The organism is Pseudooceanicola nitratireducens, from assembly GCF_900109195.1.
Classification (GTDB): domain Bacteria; phylum Pseudomonadota; class Alphaproteobacteria; order Rhodobacterales; family Rhodobacteraceae; genus Pseudooceanicola; species Pseudooceanicola nitratireducens.
The window spans coordinates 181,033-202,650 of record NZ_FNZG01000004.1 but is presented as its reverse complement, the minus strand read 5'-3'; the positions used below and the strand labels follow the sequence as shown (position 1 = coordinate 202,650).

The following is a 21,618-nucleotide window of genomic DNA, read 5'->3' as shown; positions in this document are numbered from 1 at the left end:
GCCAGTGGGTTGGGCGACTACCTTCCGCTTGAAATCAAGAGGCAGGATATGTCCGAGAAACGCAAATTGTTCGTAGAGGTCCAGACGGACCAGCGCCCCCAAATCGCCACCGGAGCCATCGACCGCGCCAAGCGCGGCGCACGTGGGGCCATCCGCGTCTGGCTGATGCTTCTGTTTGCCCTGGTGGTCGTGATGATCGCCGTGGGCGGGCTGACCCGGCTGACCGACAGCGGGTTGTCCATCACCGAATGGAAACCGCTGACCGGGGCCATGCCGCCGATGAACGCCGCCGACTGGCAGGCGGAATTCGACAAGTACCAGCAGATCCCCGAATTCAAGGTCCAGAACGCCTGGATGACGCTTGAGGATTTCAAGTCGATCTATTGGTGGGAATGGGGCCACCGTCAGCTGGGCCGCGTGATCGGCCTTGTCTGGGCGCTTGGCTTCTTTGGCTTCCTCGCCTTGCGGAAAATCCCGACCGGATGGACCGGGCGTCTGCTGCTGATCGGTGGTCTGGGCGGCCTTCAGGGGGCGATCGGCTGGTGGATGGTGTCCTCGGGGCTGACGGGAACCATGCTGGATGTGGCTTCTTACCGGCTGGCGACCCATCTGGGCCTGGCCTTTGTGATCCTGGGCTTCATCGCCTGGTACATCCTGATGCTGGGGCGCGAGGAACGCGACCTGATGCAGGCGCGGCGGTCCAAGGATGCCAAGCTGTTTTCGCTTGGCACCGGCTGGATGCATTTCGCCTTCCTGCAGATCCTGATCGGCGCGCTGGTGGCCGGGATCGACGCCGGGCGGTCCTATACCGACTGGCCGACCATGGGCGGGCAGTTCCTGCCGCCCGATCCGATGATGTTGGAGCCCGCCTGGCGGAACTTTCTGGAAAATCCGGGGCTTGTGCAGTTCATCCACCGGATGACCGGCTATCTGCTGCTGGGTTTCTCGATCATGATCTTCGTGAAATCCCGCAAGGCGGCGAACCGCGTGACCTCGGGTGCCTTCATGGTGGCCTTCATCGCGCTTTGCGGTCAGGTCGTGCTGGGCATCTACACGGTGATTTCGGCGGCGCAGATGCATGTGGCGCTGACACACCAGATCCTGGCCGTGGCGACCTTTGTTCTGATCCTGCGGGCGCGGTTCCATGCCGCCTATCCCGTTCCCCAATCTGTAAGAGGCTGACAGATGAGCGCGCTTTCCGATCTTCTGGCGTTCCAGAAAGAAACCGAAGCCCTGTCCGCCATCGCTGGCCGGTTGGAATGGGACCAGGAAACCATGATGCCCGAGGGCGCGGCAGAACAGCGGTCCGAGGAACACGCGGCGCTGTCCTCGGTCCTGCACGCCCGGCGCATCGATCCGCGCATCGGCGACTGGCTGGAACAGGCCAGGGGAGAGGCGCAGAGCGAAGCGCAGACCGCCATGCTGCGCCATATCCGCCGGGATTACGACAAGACCCAGAAGGTGCCCGCACGTCTGGCGGCCGAGATCGCGCGCGTGACCTCGGTCGCGCAGGGCAAATGGGCCGCCGCCCGGGCCGCCGATGACTTCAAGGCCTTCCTGCCCTGGCTGGAACAGGTCGTGAGCCTGCGGCAAGAGGAAGGCGAGGCGCTGGCCGATGGCGGCGACCGCTATGACGCGCTGATCGACAATTACGAACCCGACATGACTGCCGCACAGCTGGGGCAGATGTTCGGCACCATGCGCCCGCGTCTGACCGCCCTGCGCGAACAGGTGCTGGACCGCCCCGAACCGGCGGGGCTAAGCGGCAGTTTCGCCACCGACAAGCAGATGGAGTTCACCCGCGCCCTGGCCGTGGCCTTTGGCTATGACCTGACGCGCGGGCGGCTGGACCTGTCGGTCCACCCGTTTTCCTCGGGCTCGGGGTCGGACGTGCGGATCACCACGCGGGTCAGCGAAGACGATCCCTTCAACTGCTTCTATTCGACAATCCACGAGGTCGGCCATGCCTGTTACGAACAGGGGATCGACCCGGCCTATGCGCTGACGCCGCTTGGCCATGGCGTGTCCATGGGCGTGCATGAAAGCCAAAGCCGGATCTATGAAAATCAGCTGGGCCGCTCGCGCGCCTTTGCTGGCTGGATGTTCGACCAGATGAAGGCGCTGTTCGGCGACATCGGCGTGGCGGATGCGGATGCCTTCTATCGGGCGGTAAACCGGGTGCGGAAGGACTTCATCCGCACCGAAAGTGATGAGCTTCAGTACAACCTGCACATCATGCTGCGTTTTGATCTGGAGCGGGCGCTGGTGTCGGGCGATCTGGCCCCGGCGGACCTGGAAACCGCCTGGAACGACCGCTTCAAGGCCGACTTCGGCTATGAGGTGCCGCGCGCCTCACTTGGCTGTCTGCAGGACGTGCATTGGTCCGTCGGTCTGTTCGGGTACTTCCCGACCTATTCCCTGGGCAATGTCTATGCCGGCTGCCTGAACGAGGCGCTGCGCCGCGATGTCCCCGACCTGGACGCGCAGCTGGCCAAGGGCGACACCACGGCAGCCACGACCTGGCTGCGCAGCAACCTGCAGACCCACGGCGGCCTCTATCGCCCCGAAGAGGTCGTGGCCCGCGCCTGCGGCACAGCCCCCACGGCCGAACCTCTGATCCGCTATATCGAGGACAAGTTCACGGCCCTTTACGGGCTGTGAACCGGCGTCTCGGCGACTGCGGCACAAGCACCAAAAAATAAGGGTCGGAGAAAACTCCGACCCAAGTAAGCTGAAGGATCGACGGGGTCTGTTGGTCCCCACCTATGACTTCTCTGCCGCGGCCCCGTAGTGCTAGAGGACGGTTGCGGCACGACCGCCGGATCGATCATCTCGACCCGAGAGGGCGGAAGCGGCGGGCTTGGCCGGGGGATCAGAAAGATAGGTAGAAAGCCCTGATCCCGTAGCCTGGCTGGAGCCTTATCCGCGCCCCTGAAAGGTACGATCAAGGTATTGCACGTGTAGGTTGCGCCAGCAAGGCTTGGGCATCAGCAAAACCGGCTTTGTCCGAAACACGATCAGCTTTGCAAATAGGTGCCGCGCAGCCGCGACACCCCTGACGCTAAAGAGTGTCAGATTTGTCGAAGGCGTCGGTGATCCACTCAATCACAGCTTGCAGAAGCGGGTCTTTCCGCCGTGTTTCGTGATAGCAAAGATACAGCGATGTTTCGGTATCGGGCACCGAGGCATCGTAGATCTCCATGTCCGGGGTCAGCGCGGCCTCGATCCGCAGGGTGACGCCGGGCAGGCGGGTCACGCGGATGGCGTTTGCCGTGTCGTGCAGCGTCTCAAGCCGGACCGACGGCGGTTTGCCGTCAAAGGCGTTGAGCGCGGTGATCATCGGCTCGTGCCCGTCGTGATGGCGCAGAAGACCCACCCAGGGCCCGTTGCGCGGGCTGTCGGGGAAGCAATAGACATTGGCGTGCACCTTGCCGATCGGACGCACCACCAGCCGGCCCTGCTGCGGCCGCAGGGGAGAGATGATCAGGTCATTCTCGCCCAGGGTTTCGCGGTAGGTCTGGGCATGCAGGCTAAGCCGGATGCCGGGATGCGCCTGAACCAGGTCGGGAATGAACGGCGACAGAACCCCATTGGCCAGCGACCCGGGCATGCCGATCGACACCGACCCGCTTAGCGCGCCATCCCTGGATTCGGCCGCGTTCAGATAGCTGTCGATCTCGCCTTCGAAGCTGCCGACGCTTTGCAGCAACGGTCCGATGGCTTCCGAGGCGACCCAGCCTTCCGGCGTCTTGTGAAACAGCTCGTACCCAAGCGTCTCGGACAGGCGGGCCAGGCGACGGGACACCGTCGCCGGGTTGGTGGTCAGCAGGCGTGCCGCCGCGCTCATGCTGCCGGTCTTGTGTACCGCCAGCAGATAGCGAAGGTCGTCCCAGTTATCGATCCGCGTGTCCGTTCCGCGTAGCATCAGCTGTCTTCCGTTCCATTCTCGGCGGCGCCGCTCCCCTCGGTGCCGTCTTCGTCTTCGTTCTGTTCGGCGATCCGGGCGACCGAAACGACGGTTTCGCCCTTGCCGGTGTTGAACACCCGCACGCCGCCCGCGCTGCGCGACCGGAAGGAAATGCCATCGACCGGAACCCGGATCGACTGCCCCTTGGAGGTCGCAAGCATGACCTGATCGTCCATCTCGACCGGGAAGGCCGCGATGATCTCACCGGTGCGCATGCTCTTCTCCCAGGCAGTGACGCCCATGCCGCCACGACCCCGAACCGGGTAATCATGCGACGAGGAGATATGCCCGGCCCCACCTTCGGTGATGGTCAGGATCAGCGTCTCGGCGGCCGACATCTCGGCATAGCGCTCCTGGCTCAGCGGCATGTCCGCATTGCCTTCTTCTTCGTCGGCGGTCTGTTCGACATCGCCGGCCATTGCGCGGCGCATCTTCAGATAGGAGGCCCGTTCGTCGGATTCCGCCAGGAAGTGCGGCAGCACGAACATCGAGGCGACTTCGTCCTCTTCGTTCAGCTTCACGCCGCGCACCCCGACCGAGTTACGCGAATTGAACACGCGCACGTCGCCGGCGCGGAAGCGGATCGCGCGCCCCGACTGCGTGAACAGCATCACGTCGTCTTCGGGTTCGCAGATCGCGGCGTTGATCAGGCGCATGCCTTCGTTCTCGCCCTCGAACTTCATCGCGATCTTGCCGTTGCGCATGACGTTGGTGAAGTCGGACAGTGCGTTGCGGCGCACCGTACCGGCGCTGGTCGCAAAGACGATCTGCAGATCGCCCCATTCGCTGTCGTCCCGGTCCACCGGCATGATTGCCGCGATCGAGACACCCGTGGGAATGGGCAGGATATTGACGATCGCCTTGCCCTTCGCGGTCCGCCCGCCAAGCGGCAGACGCCAGGTCTTCAGCTTGTAGACCATGCCGTCGGTGGTGAAGAACAACAGCTGCGTATGGGTGTTGGCCACGAACAGCGACGTGATCACGTCGTCATCCTTGGTCGACATGCCCGACAGACCTTTGCCGCCGCGTTTCTGGCTGCGGTAGTCGGCCAGCGGCGTACGCTTGATCCAGCCCGACTGGGTGATCGTCACGACCATGTCTTCGCGCTCGATCAGGTCCTCGTCATCCATGTCGCCGGACCAGTCGACGATCTCGGTGCGGCGCGGCACGGCGAACAGCTCTTTCACTTCGCGCAGCTCGTCCGAGATGATACCCATGATCCGGTCGCGCGACCCGAGGATCGCCAGGTATTCCTTGATCTTGGCGGCCAGCTCTTCCAGCTCGTCGGTGACTTCCTTGACGCCCAGTTGGGTCAGGCGCTGCAGACGCAGTTCCAGGATGGCGCGGGCCTGCGTTTCCGACAGGTTGTAGGTGCCATCGTCGTTCATCGTATGCGCCGGATCGTCGATCAGGCGGATGTAATCCGCGATGTCGGCGGCGGGCCAGCGACGGGTCATCAGCTTTTCGCGCGCTTCCGCCGCATCGGCCGAGGACCGGATCGTCGCCACGACCTCGTCCACATTCGACACCGCAACGGCCAGACCACACAGGATGTGGCTGCGCTCGCGGGCCTTGCGCAGCAGGAAGGCGGTCCGGCGCGCCACCACTTCCTCGCGGAAGGTGATGAAGTTCGACAGGAAGCCGTACAGCGTAAGTACCTCGGGGCGGCCGCCGTTCAGCGCCAGCATGTTGCAGCCGAAATAGGTCTGCATCGGCGTGAAACGCCACAGCTGGTTCAGCACCACATCCGGGGTGGCGTCGCGCTTCAGCTCGATCACGACGCGCACACCGTGGCGATCGGATTCGTCCTGAACATGGGCGATGCCTTCGATCTTCTTGTCGCGCACCTGTTCCGCGATCTTCTCGATCATCGCGGATTTGTTCACCTGATAGGGGATCTCGTCGACGACGATGCCGTAGCGTTCCTTGCGCAGCTCTTCGACGTGGGTCTTCGCCCGGACGATACAGCTGCCGCGGCCTTCGATATAGGCCTTGCGCGCGCCGGACCGGCCCAGCAGCACGCCGCCGGTCGGGAAATCGGGGCCAGGCACGTATTCGATCAGGTCCTCGACCGACATGTCGGGGTTCTCGATCAGCGCCAGCGTGGCATCGACCACTTCGCCCAGGTTGTGCGGCGGGATGTTGGTCGCCATGCCGACGGCGATGCCGCCCGCGCCATTGACCAGCATGTTGGGGAAGCGCACCGGCAGAACCGAGGGTTCGCGGTCCTTGCCGTCATAGTTGTCCTGGAAGTCGACCGTGTCGCGGTCGATATCGGCCAGCATGTACTGCGCCGGCTTGTCCATCCGCACTTCGGTGTAACGCATGGCCGCGGGCTTGTCCCCGTCCATGGAGCCAAAGTTGCCCTGGCCGTCCAGAAGCGGCAGCGACATCGAGAAGTCCTGCGCCATCCGCGCCAGCGCGTCATAGATCGCGCTGTCGCCATGGGGGTGGTACTTACCCATGACGTCGCCAACCGGACGCGCCGATTTGCGATAGGGCTTGTCGTGGGTGTTGCCGACCTCGTGCATGGCGAAAAGGATCCGCCGGTGCACAGGTTTCAGGCCGTCCCGCAGATCAGGAATCGCCCGCGAAACGATGACCGACATGGCGTAGTCCAGATAGGAATTACGCATCTCGTCGGTGATCGATACCACCGGCCCGTCATACACCTTCTTCGGCGTTTCTTCAGTGTTTTCAGGGGTTTCTGGGGTGTCCGTCACTGTCGGCCCTGTTCTTTGGCAGCTTCTATATGTTGTTGGGACGGACTATAGCACCCACTCTCTCTTGGGTGCAATGGCTGCGCAAAGCCTGTTTTGTCACTCAGTGCGGTGCGTTGATAACAACCTGTTTTTGTTGCTTTTTATTCTCTCTGCGGCATGATTTTTCTATCCACAACCACAGAGGTGCAAAATGCAGATGAGCGAGACGGAAATGATGCTGCGCGGCTACGGGCTGACGACGGCGGAAATCTTTTATCGCATGCCCGACTATCAGCACGTGCTGAACACCTTCATCTGGCAGGAATACGACCTGGCCCCCGACCACCCCCGATTGTTCCGCTTCATCGAATTCTGGCAGGACAAGATCGAGGGGCCGCTGCATTCGGTCCGTTTCACGCACAGACGCGAAATCGCGCCCGGAGAATGGCGCAACTGCGCGGGTGAATTGACCCTGCATTAGGGCAGTAGAACTCAGGGGCAGGGGCCGCGCGTCAGGCCGCGCAGGAGGCCCCGCCCAGCACGCAGAACTTGGCGCAATGCGGGTGGTTCAGCGCCACCCGTTCCCCGATCTGCGGGGTCTGTGTCCCCATGTCGAACTGCGGATCGTAGGGCAGCAGGGTGCAGGCGGCAAAGCTCGGCGCCTCGCCCTTGCGTTTGACCAGCATCCGCGAGGACGCGCACATGACGTCCCCGGGGTCCTTGTCCAGGATCCCCCAGCAGGCGGTGGTGATCTCGGGGACCTCGGCGCTCAGGTCCATTTCGGGGAAGATGACGCATTGGCCGGGATTGGCGGCGTCGATGTCAAAGCCCTCGGTCTGGAACAGCGCGGCATAGCCCGCGCGCACCGCGTCTTCGGGTTCGTCGGTGAACCCGCGTCCCGCCACGGCCATGGCAAATCCGTTGTCGCGCAGCCAGCGCATGCCCTGCAGGCTGACCTCGAAACTGCCCGCGCCGCGTTCGGCGTCATGGGCGGGGGCGGCATAGTGATCCAGCGAGATCCGCAATGTCAGCTTGCCGGGATAGGCCGCGTTCAGCCGCAAAAGCGCCTCTTGCGGGGCGAGGCGCATCATCGGTTTCATCGCATTGGTCAGGATCAGCACGTCATGGCCCCGGGCCAGCGCATCCTCGATCATCTGGGGAAACTGAGGGTTCAGGAAGGGCTCGCCACCTGTGAACCCGATCTCGGTCACCGGGTGGCCGGCCCGGGCCACGTCGTCCAGCGCGGCGCGCGCCTCATCGGCGCTTAGATAGGCTAGCGCGTCATTGGTCGGAGAGCTTTCGATATAACAATGTGAACAGGCAATGTTGCACAGCGTCCCGGTGTTGATCCAAAGCGTGCGGATGCCGGTCAGGGTGACAGTTGCGCGGGTTTCGCCCTTGGCTGTCACCTTCGGGTCAAGAAACTTGCCGATATTGGCGTCAATCTGGTCTTTCATCCTGGCTCCGTCCGGCAAAATCCGTGGCTGAACCGAACCTAGCGGCTGGACAGCGCCGGGGCAAACCTCTCGAATGGGAATATGGCCTCAGAACATCATTGTGATCTGGGCGGCTGACGCTATGTTAGCGCCCAAACTAAGCGCCGAACGGAAGGATTTTGCATGGTTTCGCGCGTAATTCCCGTCGATCCCTTTGATCTCGTCATCTTCGGCGGGACCGGCGATCTTGCCCGTCGCAAGATCCTGCCGGCGCTGTTCCGGCGGTTCTGCTCGGGTCAGATGGAGGACGAAAGCCGCATCATCGGGGCCGCACGGTCGGACCTCACCCGCGATGAATTCCGTCAGATCGTGGCCGAGGCGATTGCCGAATTCAACACCTCGAAGGACTGCGAAACCGGCACGGTCGAGGCGTTCCTGGAACGGATCGATTACGTCAACGTCGATGCGAAGGGCGAAGACGGCTGGAAAGAATTGTCGGACCTGATGATCCCCGGCCGCGTCCGGGCCTTTTATTTCTCGGTCGCGCCCAGCCTGTTCGGCCCGCTGGCGGAACGCCTGCACGCCCATGGCATGGCCGACGCCGACAGCCGGATCGTGGTGGAAAAGCCCTTTGGCCGGGATCTGGAAACCGCCCGCGCGCTGAATGCCACGCTGGCGCAGCACTTCGATGAAAGCCAGATCTACCGGATCGACCATTACCTGGGCAAGGAAACCGTCCAGAACCTGATGGCCGTACGCTTTGGCAACATGCTGTTCGAACCACTGTGGAATTCGCAATACGTCGACCACATCCAGATCACCGTGGCGGAAACCGTGGGTGTCGGGGGCAGGGGCGAATACTATGACCGCTCGGGCGCGATGCGGGACATGGTGCAGAACCACCTGATGCAGTTGCTCTGCCTGATCGCGATGGAGCCTCCGGCCAAGTTCGATCCCGACGCCGTGCGTGACGAAAAGCTCAAGGTGATCCGCGCGCTGGACGATGTGGAGCCAGCCAATATCGTGCGCGGCCAATATGGTGCCACCAAGGGCGCGCAGGATTATGCCCATGACGTTGAAAATCCGCGCGCGACCTCGGAAAGCTTCATTGCGATGCGGGTCAATATCTCGAACTGGAGATGGGCGGGCACGCCCTTCTACCTGCGCACCGGCAAGAAGCTTAAGGCGCGCTCGTCCGAGATCGCGGTGATCTTCAAGGAAACCCCGCATTCCATCTTCGGGGCCGAGGCCGGGCGCCACCGCAACATCCTGACCATCCGTCTGCAGCCAAACGAAGGCATGGACCTGGATGTGACGATCAAGGAACCCGGGCCGGGCGGCATGCGCCTGATCGACGTGCCGCTGGACATGACCTTTGCCGAGGCGCTTGGCCCCGAAGGCGAAGACGTGCCCGACGCCTACGAACGGCTGATCATGGACGTGATCCGGGGCAACCAGACGCTGTTCATGCGCGGAGACGAGGTCGAGGCCGCCTGGGCCTGGACCGATCCGATCATCGAAGGCTGGGAAACCCGCGGCGACCGGCCCGTCAGCTATGAACCGGGGTCGTCCGGCCCCGAGGACGCGCTGGTCCTGATCCATCGCGACGGCCGCCGGTGGAGAGAGATAAGATCATGAACTGGAACGAATATCCCGACCGCGACATGTTGTTCATGTCGCTTGCCGACACCCTGGCGGCGGCGCTAACCTCGGCCCTGCATGCCAAGGATCGGGTGACGTTTGCGGTGCCTGGCGGAACCTCTCCGGGGCCGGTCTTCGACGCGCTGTCGCAGGTGCATCTGCCCTGGGACCGCGTCGACGTGATGCTGACCGACGAAAGATGGGTGCCGGAAACCTCGGACCGGTCCAACACCGCGCTGCTGCGCCGGACCCTGCTGAAAGGCACCGCCGCGGCCGCGACCCTGATCCCGCTGATCTCGGATGCCCTCGCGCCCGAAGATGACCTGGAAGCGCTGACCACCGCGATCAAACCGCATCTTCCGATCGACGTTCTGCTGATCGGCATGGGGGCGGACATGCACACCGCGTCGCTGTTCCCGGGGGCCGACCGGCTGGCCGAAGGCCTGTCGCCGGATGCGCCGATCCTGCTGCCGATGCGGGCCCCCGGCGCGCCCGAACCGCGCATGACCCTGACCGCACCGGTGTTGTCCGGCGCGCTGTCGACGCATATCCTGATCATGGGCGACGAAAAGAAGGCCGCGATCCGTCGCGCCGCCGATCTGACCCCGACCGAAGCCCCCGTCGCCTGTATTCTGGACGGGGCGCAGGTCCATTACGCCGATTGAACCGCCCGAAGGACATCACATGTGGAGCGATATTGAAAAGCGGGGCCGCGACGCCCTGACCCGAGACATGACCGAAATGTTAGAATCCGGTGATCGGGTCGGCAGTTTCAATGTCACTTTTGGGGATCTTCTGTTCGATTACTCCAAAACCCAGATGTCCACCGACGATCGCGAGGCTTTGCTGACCCTCGCCCGTCAGGCGAAGCTGGCGGAAAAGCGCGACGCCATGTTCAATGGCCACAGGATCAACGAAACCGAAGGTCGCGCGGTGCTGCACACCGCGTTGCGCAACCTCTCGGGGCGGTCGATCCACGTGGACGGCGCGGATGTGATGCCCGGCGTGCTGGATACGCTGACCCGGATGGAGCATTTTGCCGAAGCCATCCGTGACGGCAGTTTCACGGGGCAGGGCGGCGCGATCACCGATGTGGTGAACATCGGCATCGGCGGATCCGACCTTGGGCCGGTGATGGCTTATGCGGCGCTGGCCCCTTACGCGGATGGCCCGCGTGTGCACTATGTGTCAAACGTGGATGGCGCGCATATCCATGACACGCTGAAGGGCCTGGATCCGACGACAACGCTTGTGATCGTCGCGTCGAAGACCTTCACCACCATTGAAACGATGACCAACGCGGAAACCGCGAAACGTTGGATGGCGGAACAGGTCACGGACCCCGCCGCGCAATTCGCCGCGCTCTCCACCGCCGCCGACCGCACAGCGGATTTCGGCATCGACCCGTCCCGCGTCTTCGGTTTCGAAGATTGGGTGGGCGGGCGCTATTCCGTCTGGGGTCCCATCGGCCTGTCGCTGATGATCGCCATAGGCCCCAATGATTTCAGGGACTTCCTGTCCGGCGGGCACGAGATGGATATGCATTTCTGCGGCGCTCCCTTGGCCCAGAACATGCCCGTGATGCTGGCCCTGACCGGCATCTGGCACAACCAGGGGCAGGGCCATGCCACCCGCGCCGTACTGCCCTACGACCAGCGGCTGCTGCGCCTGCCCGCCTATCTCCAGCAGCTGGAAATGGAGAGCAACGGCAAGCGCGTTTCGATGGATGGCGCGGACCTTAAGGTCGACTCCGGCCCAGTGGTCTGGGGTGAGCCCGGCACAAACGGCCAGCACGCCTTTTACCAGCTGATCCATCAGGGCAGCCGCGTCGTGCCTTGCGAATTCATGGTCGCCGCCCGGGGGCATGAACCCGATCTGGCGCATCATCACCAGCTTCTGGTGGCCAATTGCCTGGCCCAGTCCGAGGCTTTGATGCGCGGCCGCTCCCTGGACGAAGCCCGCGCCCTCATGGCCGCCAAGGGGCTGACGGGCGACGAACTTGACCGCCAGGCGCGCCACCGCGTCTTCCCCGGCAATCGCCCCTCGACCACGCTGATCTATCCGCAGCTGACCCCGCATGTGCTGGGCCAGATCGTGGCGCTCTATGAACACCGGGTCTTTGTCGAAGGCGTGATCCTGGGCATCAACTCCTTCGACCAATGGGGCGTCGAGCTTGGGAAGGAACTCGCCAATTCGCTGGCCCCCGTGCTTGCCGGGGACGACGCCGGCGCGGACAAGGATCCTTCGACCCGTGCGCTGGTGGCCTATGTCCAGGCACACCGAGCTTAACGACATCCCGCGCGCTGGCCTTCGCGCGGGATGTCGAACCCGGGGGCGGCCAGTTCGAACCCTTCGAACCTGAAACCCGGCGACACGGTGCGCCGACCAGGCTCCAACCGCCAGTGCTGTCCGCCGCCTGCCAGTGGTCCTCGGGCACGATCCCTTGCGGCCTTTGCCCCGCCGCCAGATCGGGGCCAAGCGTCACGGTCTGCGCCGGTCCCGCCTCTGTCTCGGCCATGTGCAAAAGCAGCGGGGCACCGGCGTAATGGTGCCAGATCTCGACCGCATCGACCCGGTGCCAATGGCTGCGCTCACCGGCCTTCAGCAGGAAATAGATGCAGGTTCCCGCGGGGCGCTCTTGGGTCGTTTCCTCGACCCAGGTCTGGCGATAATGCCCGCCCTCGGGGTGTGGCTCCAGCCCCAGAAGGGCAATGATCTCATTGGCTTGCATTCAGTTCTCTCGTAGGAAATCCCGGATCGCGGCAAGGGCGGCCTGGGGTTGGTCGTCGATGACATCATGCCCGGCGCGGGGGATGTCCACCAGTCTCGCGTTGGCATAGTCGCCTAACCGAGGCTCCTGTAGCGGACGGCCCAGCCAGCTGTCGCAGCCCCCGGTCAGAAACAGTACTGGCCCGGCAAAATCGCGCCCCCCGGAAAGCCGGTCCAGATCCTCTGGCTGCGTTCGTCCGGCCGCCTGGCTTGCCACCGCCCCGAACCGCCACGTGGGGCTGTCAAAGGCCTCTCCCGGGCAATGATAGGGATTGCCTTCGGCATTGGCGAACCGTCCCACCATCTGCCCCCAGGTATGGTCCATCGCGGCATCATCATCCGGCCCGTCCAGATGCAGCGCCGCGATTCCGGCGCGCAGCCCGTGCCAGATCATGCCGGGTCCGCCCATGAAATCCCCGGCCCGCTCGGCCCAGTCCGCCTGCTCCTGCGCCGACAGGAACCCCGGCTCGATCAGCACCAGATGGGAAAGTGCCTCGCCATGCTGCCCGGCATAGGCATGGGCCAGCATCGCACCCCAGCTGTGCCCGATCAGCACCACGGGCCCGTCCTGGGCCCGCACAATGGCGTCCAGTTCCGCAACATAGTGGTCCAGCGTCAGCTGCTCGGCCTCGACCCGCTCCGACAGGCCGGCCCCGCGTTGATCGTAGAACACCAGGTGCCAGCGGTCCTCCAGCGCGCGCAGGGGCAGAAGTGACCGGAAATCTCCCCCCGGTCCGCCGTGCAGCACGATGATCGCCGGCGCGTCGCTGCGCCCGAACTGACGCGCATGCAGCCGGACGCCCGCGACCTCGATCGCGGGCAGTTCAGGATCGCCCGTCACCGTGGCGGGCAGGGGCTCGGCATCGCTGGTCAGGTAAAGGCCCGCGAACAGCAGACCGAAGGCCAGGATCAGAAACAGAAGGGTCCGCAGGAGCAGGCGCATCGGACATCTCCCTAATCAATGGGGAAACGCTATGCGCACGGGCCTTTTCGGTAAAGCCCCCGGCTCAAAGCGCCTTGCCGTAGAAGCGCACCAGGTCCTCGAACCCCTCGGGAAGGGCGTAAAACGGCTCCCACGGGGTGAAGCCCAGCTTCTCATACAGCGCGATGGCCTCGTGCAGTCGGATCATCGTGTCCAGAACCATGATGCGATAGCCATCGGCCTTGGCCTGCTCCATCGCCGTAGCAAAGATCGCCCGCGCCGCCCCGTGGCCGCGGGCGGCCTCGGCGGTGAACACGCGCTTGATCTCGCAGGTCTCGGGGCCGACCCGATGCGTCATGCCGCAGCCGACGATCTCTCCGTCCAGTTCAGCCACGAAGATCGCGCCGTCAGGGCGGGCGTGTTTCTCGGCCAGGGCGGCCAGAAGCGCCTCATAGTCGGCCTCGGCATAGTAGTTCGCAAGGATCTCGGGCCGGTCGGGAATACGCTCGGCCAGCAGCAGGCGATAGGCGCGGCACAGTTCGCGCACGGCCTCAAGATCGGCTTCGTCGGTGGTGAGTCGGACAGTCAGTTGGGTCATGCCAAAGCTATCCGCGAAATCGGCGGCGGGAACAATCGTCCCGCCATGGAAAAAGGGCACCTCGCGGCGCCCCTCTTTGGTTTTTTCAAATATCCCGGGGGGAGGGTCAAAGCCTTCAGGCTTTGGCACGTGGGGGGCTGGCCCCCCACGGCTCCGACCTCTCCGCCTGCGCGGGTTTACTTCAGGATCGACCGGCCGGCGTATTCCGCCGCCTCGCCCAGCAGTTCCTCGATACGGATCAGCTGGTTGTACTTGGCAAGCCGGTCGGACCGCGCCAGCGACCCGGTCTTGATCTGACCGCAGTTCGTGGCCACCGCCAGGTCGGCGATCGTCGCATCCTCGGTCTCGCCCGAGCGGTGCGACATCACGTTGGTATAGCGCGCGCGGTGTGCCATATCGACGGCCCGCAGGGTTTCGGTCAGCGACCCGATCTGGTTCACCTTCACCAGCATCGAGTTCGCGACACCCTTTTCGATGCCCTCGGCCAGGCGCGCGGGGTTGGTCACGAACAGATCGTCGCCAACCAGTTGGACCTTGTCGCCCAGCTTCTCGGTCAGCAGCTTCCAGCCGTCCCAGTCATCTTCGGAACAGCCGTCCTCGATCGAGATGATCGGGTAATCAGCGCAGAGCGCGGCCAGGTAGTCGACATTTTCCGCCGCCGACAGGGTCTTGCCTTCGCCGGAGAGAACGTAGTTGCCGTCCTTGAAGTACTCGGTCGCGGCACAATCCAGCGCCAGATAGATGTCCTCACCGGGTTTGTAGCCGGCCTTCTCGATCGACTTCAGCACGAAATCCAGCGCATCGCGGGTCGAGGCCAGTTCGGGCGCAAAGCCGCCCTCATCGCCCAGACCGGTTGACATGCCAGCGGCCGACAGCTCTTTTTTCAGCACGTGGAAGACTTCGGAGCCCATGCGCACGGCGTCACGGATGTTGTCCGCAGCCACCGGCATGATCATGAATTCCTGGATGTCGATCGGGTTGTCGGCATGTTCGCCACCGTTGATGATGTTCATCATCGGAACCGGCAGAACACGGGCCGAGGTGCCGCCGACATAGCGATAAAGCGGCTGCATGGTGAATTCCGCCGCCGCCTTGGCCGCCGCGAGAGAGACGCCCAGGATCGCATTGGCGCCCAGACGGCCCTTGTTCTCGGTGCCGTCCAACTCGATCATGGCCATGTCGAGCCCGATCTGGTCGGTGGCATCCATGCCCGCCAGTTCCTCGGCGATTTCGCCATTCACGGCCGCAACGGCCTCGAGCACGCCCTTGCCGGAATAGCGCGCCTTGTCGCCGTCGCGCTTCTCGACCGCCTCGTAGGCCCCGGTGGAGGCCCCCGAGGGCACGGCCGCCCGGCCCATGGAGCCGTCTTCGAGGGTCACGTCGACCTCGACCGTGGGGTTGCCCCGACTGTCGAGGATTTCGCGTGCGTGGATGTCGATAATCGTGCTCATCGAGGATGGTCCCTTATGAGAGAGAATGAGGTTCACCGGGCTTGTAAGCGCCGGGTCTTCATAAGGAAAGAGCCTTGCGGGGAAGTTTGCGCAAACAAGGGGAAACAAGGGGTTTCGGGGTTTGCGACGCGCCCGGAATGCAGGGGCGGGATATCGGGCCTATGCGCCTGCGGCGGGCGGGGGAAGGGGGGCCTTGCCCCCCTCTTGAGCGTGCCGCTCAATTCACCCCCCAGAGTATTTCCGGCAAGATGATCGGGGGAGCGGATGCGCGAGGGCGGTCAGTCCTGCGCGTCCTTCTTCAAGGGTGTGCCATAGAGTTCCAGGCGGTGGCCGAGCAAGCGGTAGCCCAGCTTGGCCGCGATCTTTTCCTGAAGCGCCTCGATTTCCTCGTCGACAAATTCGATGACGCGGCCGCTTTCCATGTCGATCAGGTGGTCGTGGTGGTCACGTTCGGCGTCTTCGTAGCGAGCGCGGCCATCGCCGAAATCGACCTTTTCCAGGATCCCGGCCTCTTCCAGCGTTTTCACGGTACGATAGACCGTGGCGAGAGAGATGCCGGCGTCGCGGGCGGCGGCGCGGTGGTGCAACTCCTCGACATCCGGGTGGTCGCCGGACATGTCGAGCACCGAGGCAATCACCTTGCGCTGCGCCGTCATGCGCAGGCCCTTGGTTTCACACCGGGAGAGGATGCTGTCGCGTTTTGCCATGAGACGCGGGCCTTTGATCGGGGTCAGGTCATGTTGGCCTGCCTGAATGGCAGAGCCAACAGCCTATCGCAAGGGGCTGATCACTCCCACTCGATGGTTCCGGGAGGCTTCGAGGTGATGTCATAGGTGACGCGGTTGATGCCCTTGACCTCGTTGATGATCCGCGTCGCGGTCTCGCCAAGGAATTCGTGGGTGAAGGGATAGTAATCCGCGGTCATCCCGTCGACCGAGGTCACCGCGCGCAGGGCACAGGCGTAATCATAGGTGCGGCCATCGCCCATCACGCCCACGGTGCGGACGGGAAGGATGGCGACAAAGGCCTGCCAGATCTCGTCATAGAGCCCGTGCTTGCGGATCTGGTCGATATAGACCGCATCCGCCTTGCGAAGGATCTCCAGCTTTTCGCGGGTGATCTCTCCGGGGCAGCGGATCGCCAGGCCCGGTCCGGGGAAGGGGTGGCGGCCGATGAAGCTGTCGGGCAGGCCAAGTTCCCGACCCAGGGCGCGGACCTCGTCCTTGAAGAGCTCGCGCAGCGGTTCCACCAGTTTCAGGCCCATTTTTTCCGGCAAGCCGCCGACGTTGTGGTGCGACTTGATGGTGACCGAGGGCCCGCCCGAGAAGCTGACGGATTCGATCACATCCGGATACAGCGTGCCCTGCGCCAGGAAAGAGGCCCCTTCGATCTGGTCGGCATATTTCTGGAAGACGTCGATGAAGAGCCGGCCGATGATCTTGCGCTTGGTCTCGGGGTCCGAGACGCCGTCGAGTTCGCCCAGGAACAGCTCTTGTTCCTCGGCGTGGATCACCGACAGGTTCATGTGGTCGCGGAACATGCCCACGACTTCCTTGCCTTCGTCCAGACGCAGAAGCCCGTGATCGACAAAGACACAGGTCAGATTCTCGCCGATCGCCTCGTGGATCAGAGCCGCGGCAACAGAACTGTCAACGCCGCCGGACAGCGCGCAGATCACCTTGGCGTCGCCGACCTGGTCGCGGATCTTCTGAACCATTTCCTCGCGGTAGGCGGCCATGGTCCAGTCGCCCTCGAACCCGGCCATGCGCACGAAGTTCTCGTACAGCGTCTTGCCATTCGGCGTGTGATGCACCTCCGGGTGGAACTGCACGGCATAGAAACGGCGCGCGGGATCGGCGGTCATCGCAAATGGTGCGCCGGGCGAGGTGCCCAGGACTTCGAAGCCGGGCGCGATCTCGGCCACGTGGTCACCGTGGCTCATCCAGACCTGTTCGCGGGCCTCAAGGAACCAGCCAGCCAGCAGTGGATCGCTGCCGTCGGTCGGGGTGACATAGGCGCGGCCGAATTCGGCCGTGGCGTGTTCACCCGCTTCGACGCGGCCGCCCAGGTCGTGCATCATGACCTGCTGGCCATAGCAGATGCCCAGGATCGGCACGCCCAGATCGTAAACCTCGCTCGGCGGGCGGGGCGAACCCTCGCGCATCACCGAATCCGGCCCGCCGGAAAAGATCACGGCCTTGGGCGCGAAATCCTTCAGGAAGGCTCCGGTCACGTTCTGGTAGGGGTGGATTTCACAATAGACATTCAGCTCTCGCAGGCGGCGCGCAATCAGCTGCGTCACTTGGCTGCCGAAGTCGATGATCAGAAGGCGGTCATGAGAGGTCTCGGTCATGCCGTTGCTCTAGTCGGCGGGCCCCTCTGGCGCAAGATCAATTCGCGCGACACCACGCCTCGGCCGCGCAAAGATGGCGGCGCTGTCCGGATCGAACCCTGTCCACTCCAGGTCGCGCCGCCGGGATGCTTGCCCAAAGCCGTCTCGGGGAAAGATGTGCCCCCCGCGCCCTGCGGCGCATATCCGCAAACCGCGGGGGACCTCTTCGGCTTTGCGGTCATCGGCGTCCCCGCCTGTACCGCGCCCCCTTCATCCCGCATTAAGGTTAACGCGCCCCTAACATCTCTTTGGTTTTCTCAAATATCCTCGGGGGTCGTGGCAAAGCCCATTTGGGCTTTGACGCGGAAGGGGGCAGACAGCCCCCTTTGCCCGGCTACCACGGGACTCGACGCCCGCAGCGGATCCCCCATGTCACCCAATGTCGTTTTTACAACGCGAATGACGTAATCCGCGACTGTTTCGCCCCGGTCGCTCTGTATGACAGATCTCACAACGCCATTTCCGCAGGACTAACGGGGATCAGACATGAGTGACAGCGCACGCGGCAGACGGGGACGTTCGGGCGGGGGCGCGGCCAGACGGGCCGAACGCACGGCAGGCGATTTCGGCACCGCGCCGACGATCCAGCGCAAGATCCCCAATCTCGACCTTCTGGACGATGAAACCCTGTCGATCATCGAGGCCAACGCCGAAACGGTGCTGGAAGAGATTGGCGTGAACTTTGTCAACAACCCCGGCGCGCTGGCCCGGTGGAAAGAGGCCGGGGCCGATGTGCAGGGCGAACGCGTGCATATTCCGCGTGGCCTGGCACGGAAACTCTGTGCGACCGCGCCCTCCAGCTTCATCCAGCACGCCCGCAATCCGGAAAAGAACGTCGAAATCGGCGGCAAGGGCCTGGTCCTTGCGCCGGTCTACGGCCCCCCCTTCGTGCGCGACGTCGACGGTGGTCGCCGCTATGCCACGATGGAGGATTTCCGCAAGTTCGTGAAACTGGGCCATATGTCGAAATGGCTGCAGCATTCCGGCGGCACGGTCTGCGAACCCACGGACATCCCCGTGAACAAGCGCCACTTCGACATGCTGCTGGCCCATATGACGCTGACCGACAAACCCTTCATGGGCTCGGTCACCGAACCCAGCCGGGCGCAGGATTGCGTCGACATGTGCGGCATCCTCTTTGGTGAGGACTTTGTCCAGCAGAACACGGTTATGACCTCGCTCATCAACATCAACTCGCCGCTGACCTTCGACGACGTGATGATGGGCGCGCTCGAGGTTTATGCCGCCAACAACCAGGCCTGCATCATCAGCCCCTTCATCGTCGGCGGTGCCATGGCTCCGGTGTCGGTCGTGGGCACGCTGACCCAGGTCCTGGCCGAGGTCCTGGCCGGCATCGCCTATTCTCAGCTGGTGCGCCCCGGTGCCCCGGTGATCTTCGGGGCCTTCGTGACCTCGATCGACATGAATTCCGGCGCGCCGACCTTCGGCACGCCCGAGGCCTCGCAGATCCTCTATGGGGCCGGTCAGCTGGCGCGGCGGATGAACCTGCCGTTCCGGTCCGGCGGGTCGCTCTGCGGATCGAAACTGCCCGACGCCCAGGCCGCCTATGAAACCGCGAACACGCTGAACGCGGCACTGATGGGCGGTGTGAACTTCATGCTGCACGCCTGTGGCTGGCTCGAAGGCGGGCTGGTGTCCTCGTTCGAGAAATTCGTCATGGACGCCGATCAGCTGGGCGCGCTGCACAAGATGGCGGCGGGCGTGGCCAACGACGAAAACGCCCAGGCCATGGACGCCCTGCGCGAGGTCGGGCCGGGCGGTCACTTCCTGGGCTGCTCGCATACTCAGGCCAATTATAAAAGCGCCTTCTGGCGGTCCGAGCTGCTGGACTACAAACCCTTCGAGACCTGGGACGAGGAAGGTGCCCGCGACACCCAGGCCCTGGCCAGCGACCGCGTTGCCAAGCTGTTGGAGCGGTACCAGGCCCCCGCGATGGACCCGGCCAAGGCCGAGGCGCTGGCGGCCTACGTGGCGCAGCGCAAGGCCTCGATGGAAGACGCCTTTATGTGACCCGGCATGTAGTCGGGGATCAGGTCGGGGACAGGCTCGGGGCGCTGCCCCGGAACCGCCTGGACCACACTGCATGACGATCAAAAAACCTCAGCCCGTCTGCTCACCCAACAGGCGGGCTTCTGCGATCAGGGCGATCAGCACGCTTAGATGATCGGGTGGGCGATAGGTTCCGGTGCCATCCGTGCGCGCCGCGTTCAACATGTCTTCAAGTTCGAACAGTTGGATCATGGCCGGACCGCTACGGGGCAGGTGGCCGATCAGCCGGATCAGGTCGCGGCGGCGGTCATAGCTGTCGGCCCCGACCTGCGCGGCGCAGGTCAGGATCCGGGGGCGGGTCAGGCGGGCAAGCCGGGTCGTCAGGTCCTGCATCGGGATCTCCTTTTTTCAAGATCCGACCAGTGTCGCACAGCCCTTGGTTGTGTTGCGGAGCACGCCTATGCAGAGAACTCTGCCTCCAGTTTCCATTTACGATTTCGAAACAAGCTTCCGCGTCAAGGTTAACTGTTAATCAATCAGCAACCATTAACGCGTCAGACTCCGGCGTGGTCTGGGAGAAATTTCTTCCTGTTTTTCAGGAAGAACGGGTGAATTGGAAGGAAGTGTTACCATGTCCCATCATGTTCAGAACTGGAGTGATACCTGGCCGGATTGGGTTCCGGATCAGGTCAGGCGCTATATTGCGCATACCGAAGGCGGCACGACGATCCGAAGTCTTGCGCGCGCCGTCGGCTGTCATGCCTCGACAGTGCTGCGGCAGATCCGGCAGGTCGAAGAGGCGCGCGAAGACGTGCTGTATGACGAAGCGCTGCGCTGGCTGGGGGCCCATACTGTCAGGCCCCAACCCGACAGCCCCCCGGCCGATCTGCCGGGGTTCCGCGCCGATGACAGCGATGGCCCCGTGCCGACCCTGGAGAAAGAGGCCGTGCCCGCCCTGCGCCGTCTGGCCCAGGTCGGTGCGGTGCTGGCGGTGGCCACGGAAATGGACAAAGCCGTCATCGTCCGCAATGGTGCGGATGGCGAAACCCACAGGCTGGGCATCGTCGACAGGCGCGTAGCCCAGGCGCTGGCGCTGAACCGCTGGATTTCCTGCATCCAGCCCGGACGGCTTAGCCGCTATCGCATCACCACACTCGGGCGCACCATGCTGGGCGATCTGACCGCCCGGGCCGAAAACCGCGCCAGCGGCTTTGCCGAACGGCCTGCGGGGTTCTCGGGGGCCGATCCGCGCGAGCGTGACGACGCACCCCGCGCACGGTTCAATCATGCGGAAACCCCGGTGCTGTGCCTTGCACGGCGCCGCGATGCCAAGGGCCAGCCCTTTCTGACCCAGCCGTTGATCCGCGCCGCCGAACGCATCCAGGTGGATTTCGAACTCGCCCAGATGGAGCCTCGGGTGACCACCAACTGGGATGACTTCCTGACCGGGGGCGTGCGTGGCGGGCCTGCGGGCGATACCCCCCTGCGCGGGGCAGCTGCCGCCCGTGCCCGGGTCACCGCTGCCCTGCGGGATCTTGGTCCCGGCCTGGGCGATGTGGTGCTGGAATGCTGCTGCAGGCTTCAGGGGCTTGAAACGGCCGAGAAGAAACTCGGCTGGTCCGCGCGCTCGGGCAAGATCGTGCTGCGCATTGCCCTGCAAAGACTGCGCCAGCATTACGACAGCCTTGGCGACAAGGGCGGGCTGATCGGTTAGCCCGCCACCAACAGGG

The 21,618-nt window shown here is 63.9% G+C and carries 17 protein-coding genes and 1 pseudogene; 8 read left to right on the top strand and 10 right to left on the bottom strand.

All coding sequences use genetic code 11. The features are described from left to right. The first annotated feature begins 48 nt into the window (after nt 1-48). The gene (gene ctaA, locus BMX99_RS15625) at nt 49-1,182 is read left to right on the top strand and encodes a heme A synthase (RefSeq protein WP_093454378.1); all 1,134 of its coding nucleotides are present in this window, start codon (nt 49-51) and stop codon (nt 1,180-1,182) included. Between the two features lie 3 nt (nt 1,183-1,185). Beyond that, nucleotides 1,186-2,661 carry a carboxypeptidase M32 gene (locus BMX99_RS15620; protein ID WP_093453932.1) on the top strand — a complete coding sequence of 492 codons (1,476 nt, stop codon included), beginning with the start codon at nt 1,186-1,188 and terminating at the stop codon, nt 2,659-2,661. Between the two features lie 400 nt (nt 2,662-3,061). Here the strand turns inward: BMX99_RS15620 and BMX99_RS15615 are convergent, their stop codons facing one another. After that, a complete protein-coding gene (locus BMX99_RS15615) occupies nt 3,062-3,925 on the bottom strand; it encodes a LysR family transcriptional regulator (protein WP_093453929.1) in 864 nt (287 codons plus the stop codon). Next, nucleotides 3,925-6,690, bottom strand: coding sequence for a DNA gyrase subunit A (gene gyrA / locus BMX99_RS15610; protein ID WP_093453926.1), 2,766 nt, complete (start codon nt 6,688-6,690; stop codon nt 3,925-3,927). Before gyrA ends, BMX99_RS15615 begins: the two co-directional genes overlap by 1 nt. Nucleotides 6,691-6,880: 190 nt before the next feature. On the opposite strand from gyrA, the gene BMX99_RS15605 reads away from it, so the two are divergent. Beyond that, complete coding sequence (locus tag BMX99_RS15605; RefSeq protein ID WP_093453923.1) at nt 6,881-7,150, top strand: usg protein; 270 nt, start codon at nt 6,881-6,883, stop codon at nt 7,148-7,150. A gap of 31 nt (nt 7,151-7,181) precedes the next feature. Here BMX99_RS15605 and BMX99_RS15600 read toward each other — a convergent pair whose 3' ends face one another. Beyond that, entirely contained in the window at nt 7,182-8,126 is a 945-nt protein-coding gene (locus BMX99_RS15600) for a radical SAM protein (protein WP_093453921.1), read from the bottom strand. Nucleotides 8,127-8,288: 162 nt separating this feature from the next. On the opposite strand from BMX99_RS15600, the gene zwf reads away from it, so the two are divergent. The 3 genes from zwf to pgi are packed head-to-tail and all read left to right on the top strand — an operon-like array spanning nt 8,289 to nt 12,035. Then, on the top strand, nt 8,289-9,743 hold the full coding sequence (zwf, locus tag BMX99_RS15595; RefSeq protein ID WP_093453918.1) for a glucose-6-phosphate dehydrogenase: 1,455 nt from the start codon (nt 8,289-8,291) through the stop codon (nt 9,741-9,743). After that, entirely contained in the window at nt 9,740-10,411 is a 672-nt protein-coding gene (gene pgl / locus BMX99_RS15590) for a 6-phosphogluconolactonase (protein WP_093453915.1), read from the top strand. The genes zwf and pgl overlap by 4 nt, the downstream gene beginning before the upstream one ends. Before the next feature lie 19 nt (nt 10,412-10,430). Further along, complete coding sequence (gene pgi / locus BMX99_RS15585) at nt 10,431-12,035, top strand: glucose-6-phosphate isomerase (RefSeq protein WP_093453912.1); 1,605 nt, start codon at nt 10,431-10,433, stop codon at nt 12,033-12,035. On the opposite strand, the pseudogene BMX99_RS15580 reads toward pgi, so the two are convergent. The 6 genes and pseudogenes from BMX99_RS15580 to guaA all read right to left on the bottom strand — a co-directional run bounded on the left by BMX99_RS15580 (nt 12,032) and on the right by guaA (nt 17,839). Next, nucleotides 12,032-12,477 (bottom strand): annotated as a pseudogene (locus tag BMX99_RS15580) (cupin domain-containing protein). The gene pgi and the pseudogene BMX99_RS15580 sit on opposite strands and share 4 nt — an antisense overlap. Next, on the bottom strand, nt 12,478-13,458 hold the full coding sequence (locus BMX99_RS15575; protein ID WP_093453909.1) for an alpha/beta fold hydrolase: 981 nt from the start codon (nt 13,456-13,458) through the stop codon (nt 12,478-12,480). A 64-nt stretch (nt 13,459-13,522) separates the two neighbouring features. Beyond that, entirely contained in the window at nt 13,523-14,035 is a 513-nt protein-coding gene (locus BMX99_RS15570) for a GNAT family N-acetyltransferase (protein WP_139199566.1), read from the bottom strand. A gap of 176 nt (nt 14,036-14,211) precedes the next feature. Continuing rightward, on the bottom strand, nt 14,212-15,486 hold the full coding sequence (eno, locus tag BMX99_RS15565) for a phosphopyruvate hydratase (RefSeq protein ID WP_093453903.1): 1,275 nt from the start codon (nt 15,484-15,486) through the stop codon (nt 14,212-14,214). Between the two features lie 278 nt (nt 15,487-15,764). Next, complete coding sequence (locus BMX99_RS15560) at nt 15,765-16,193, bottom strand: Fur family transcriptional regulator (protein WP_093453900.1); 429 nt, start codon at nt 16,191-16,193, stop codon at nt 15,765-15,767. Between the two features lie 80 nt (nt 16,194-16,273). Next, on the bottom strand, nt 16,274-17,839 hold the full coding sequence (guaA, locus tag BMX99_RS15555) for a glutamine-hydrolyzing GMP synthase (protein ID WP_093453897.1): 1,566 nt from the start codon (nt 17,837-17,839) through the stop codon (nt 16,274-16,276). Nucleotides 17,840-18,364: 525 nt separating this feature from the next. Here guaA and BMX99_RS15550 point away from each other — a divergent pair. Continuing rightward, nucleotides 18,365-19,909, top strand: a complete 1,545-nt coding sequence (locus BMX99_RS15550) for a trimethylamine methyltransferase family protein (protein ID WP_093453894.1) — start codon at nt 18,365-18,367, stop codon at nt 19,907-19,909. Between the two features lie 90 nt (nt 19,910-19,999). Here BMX99_RS15550 and BMX99_RS15545 read toward each other — a convergent pair whose 3' ends face one another. Continuing rightward, nucleotides 20,000-20,281: a DUF6477 family protein gene (locus tag BMX99_RS15545; protein WP_093453891.1), complete on the bottom strand. Its 282-nt coding sequence runs from the start codon at nt 20,279-20,281 to the stop codon at nt 20,000-20,002. Between the two features lie 238 nt (nt 20,282-20,519). Between BMX99_RS15545 and BMX99_RS15540 the strand changes: the two genes are divergently transcribed. Then, on the top strand, nt 20,520-21,602 hold the full coding sequence (locus BMX99_RS15540) for a DUF6456 domain-containing protein (protein ID WP_093453888.1): 1,083 nt from the start codon (nt 20,520-20,522) through the stop codon (nt 21,600-21,602). Nucleotides 21,603-21,618: the final 16 nt, after the last annotated feature.

What these genes read in the sequence shown, in the direction of transcription:
- ctaA (WP_093454378.1), top strand. Translation starts at nt 49, where the DNA reads ATGTCCGAGAAACGCAAATTGTTCGTAGAGGTCCAGACGGACCAGCGC.
- BMX99_RS15620 (WP_093453932.1), top strand. Translation starts at nt 1,186, where the DNA reads ATGAGCGCGCTTTCCGATCTTCTGGCGTTCCAGAAAGAAACCGAAGCC.
- BMX99_RS15615 (WP_093453929.1), bottom strand. Translation starts at nt 3,925, where the DNA reads ATGCTACGCGGAACGGACACGCGGATCGATAACTGGGACGACCTTCGC.
- BMX99_RS15605 (WP_093453923.1), top strand. Translation starts at nt 6,881, where the DNA reads ATGCAGATGAGCGAGACGGAAATGATGCTGCGCGGCTACGGGCTGACG.
- BMX99_RS15600 (WP_093453921.1), bottom strand. Translation starts at nt 8,126, where the DNA reads ATGAAAGACCAGATTGACGCCAATATCGGCAAGTTTCTTGACCCGAAG.
- zwf (WP_093453918.1), top strand. Translation starts at nt 8,289, where the DNA reads ATGGTTTCGCGCGTAATTCCCGTCGATCCCTTTGATCTCGTCATCTTC.
- pgl (WP_093453915.1), top strand. Translation starts at nt 9,740, where the DNA reads ATGAACTGGAACGAATATCCCGACCGCGACATGTTGTTCATGTCGCTT.
- pgi (WP_093453912.1), top strand. Translation starts at nt 10,431, where the DNA reads ATGTGGAGCGATATTGAAAAGCGGGGCCGCGACGCCCTGACCCGAGAC.
- BMX99_RS15575 (WP_093453909.1), bottom strand. Translation starts at nt 13,458, where the DNA reads ATGCGCCTGCTCCTGCGGACCCTTCTGTTTCTGATCCTGGCCTTCGGT.
- BMX99_RS15570 (WP_139199566.1), bottom strand. Translation starts at nt 14,035, where the DNA reads ATGACCCAACTGACTGTCCGACTCACCACCGACGAAGCCGATCTTGAG.
- eno (WP_093453903.1), bottom strand. Translation starts at nt 15,486, where the DNA reads ATGAGCACGATTATCGACATCCACGCACGCGAAATCCTCGACAGTCGG.
- BMX99_RS15560 (WP_093453900.1), bottom strand. Translation starts at nt 16,193, where the DNA reads ATGGCAAAACGCGACAGCATCCTCTCCCGGTGTGAAACCAAGGGCCTG.
- guaA (WP_093453897.1), bottom strand. Translation starts at nt 17,839, where the DNA reads ATGACCGAGACCTCTCATGACCGCCTTCTGATCATCGACTTCGGCAGC.
- BMX99_RS15550 (WP_093453894.1), top strand. Translation starts at nt 18,365, where the DNA reads ATGAGTGACAGCGCACGCGGCAGACGGGGACGTTCGGGCGGGGGCGCG.
- BMX99_RS15545 (WP_093453891.1), bottom strand. Translation starts at nt 20,281, where the DNA reads ATGCAGGACCTGACGACCCGGCTTGCCCGCCTGACCCGCCCCCGGATC.
- BMX99_RS15540 (WP_093453888.1), top strand. Translation starts at nt 20,520, where the DNA reads ATGTCCCATCATGTTCAGAACTGGAGTGATACCTGGCCGGATTGGGTT.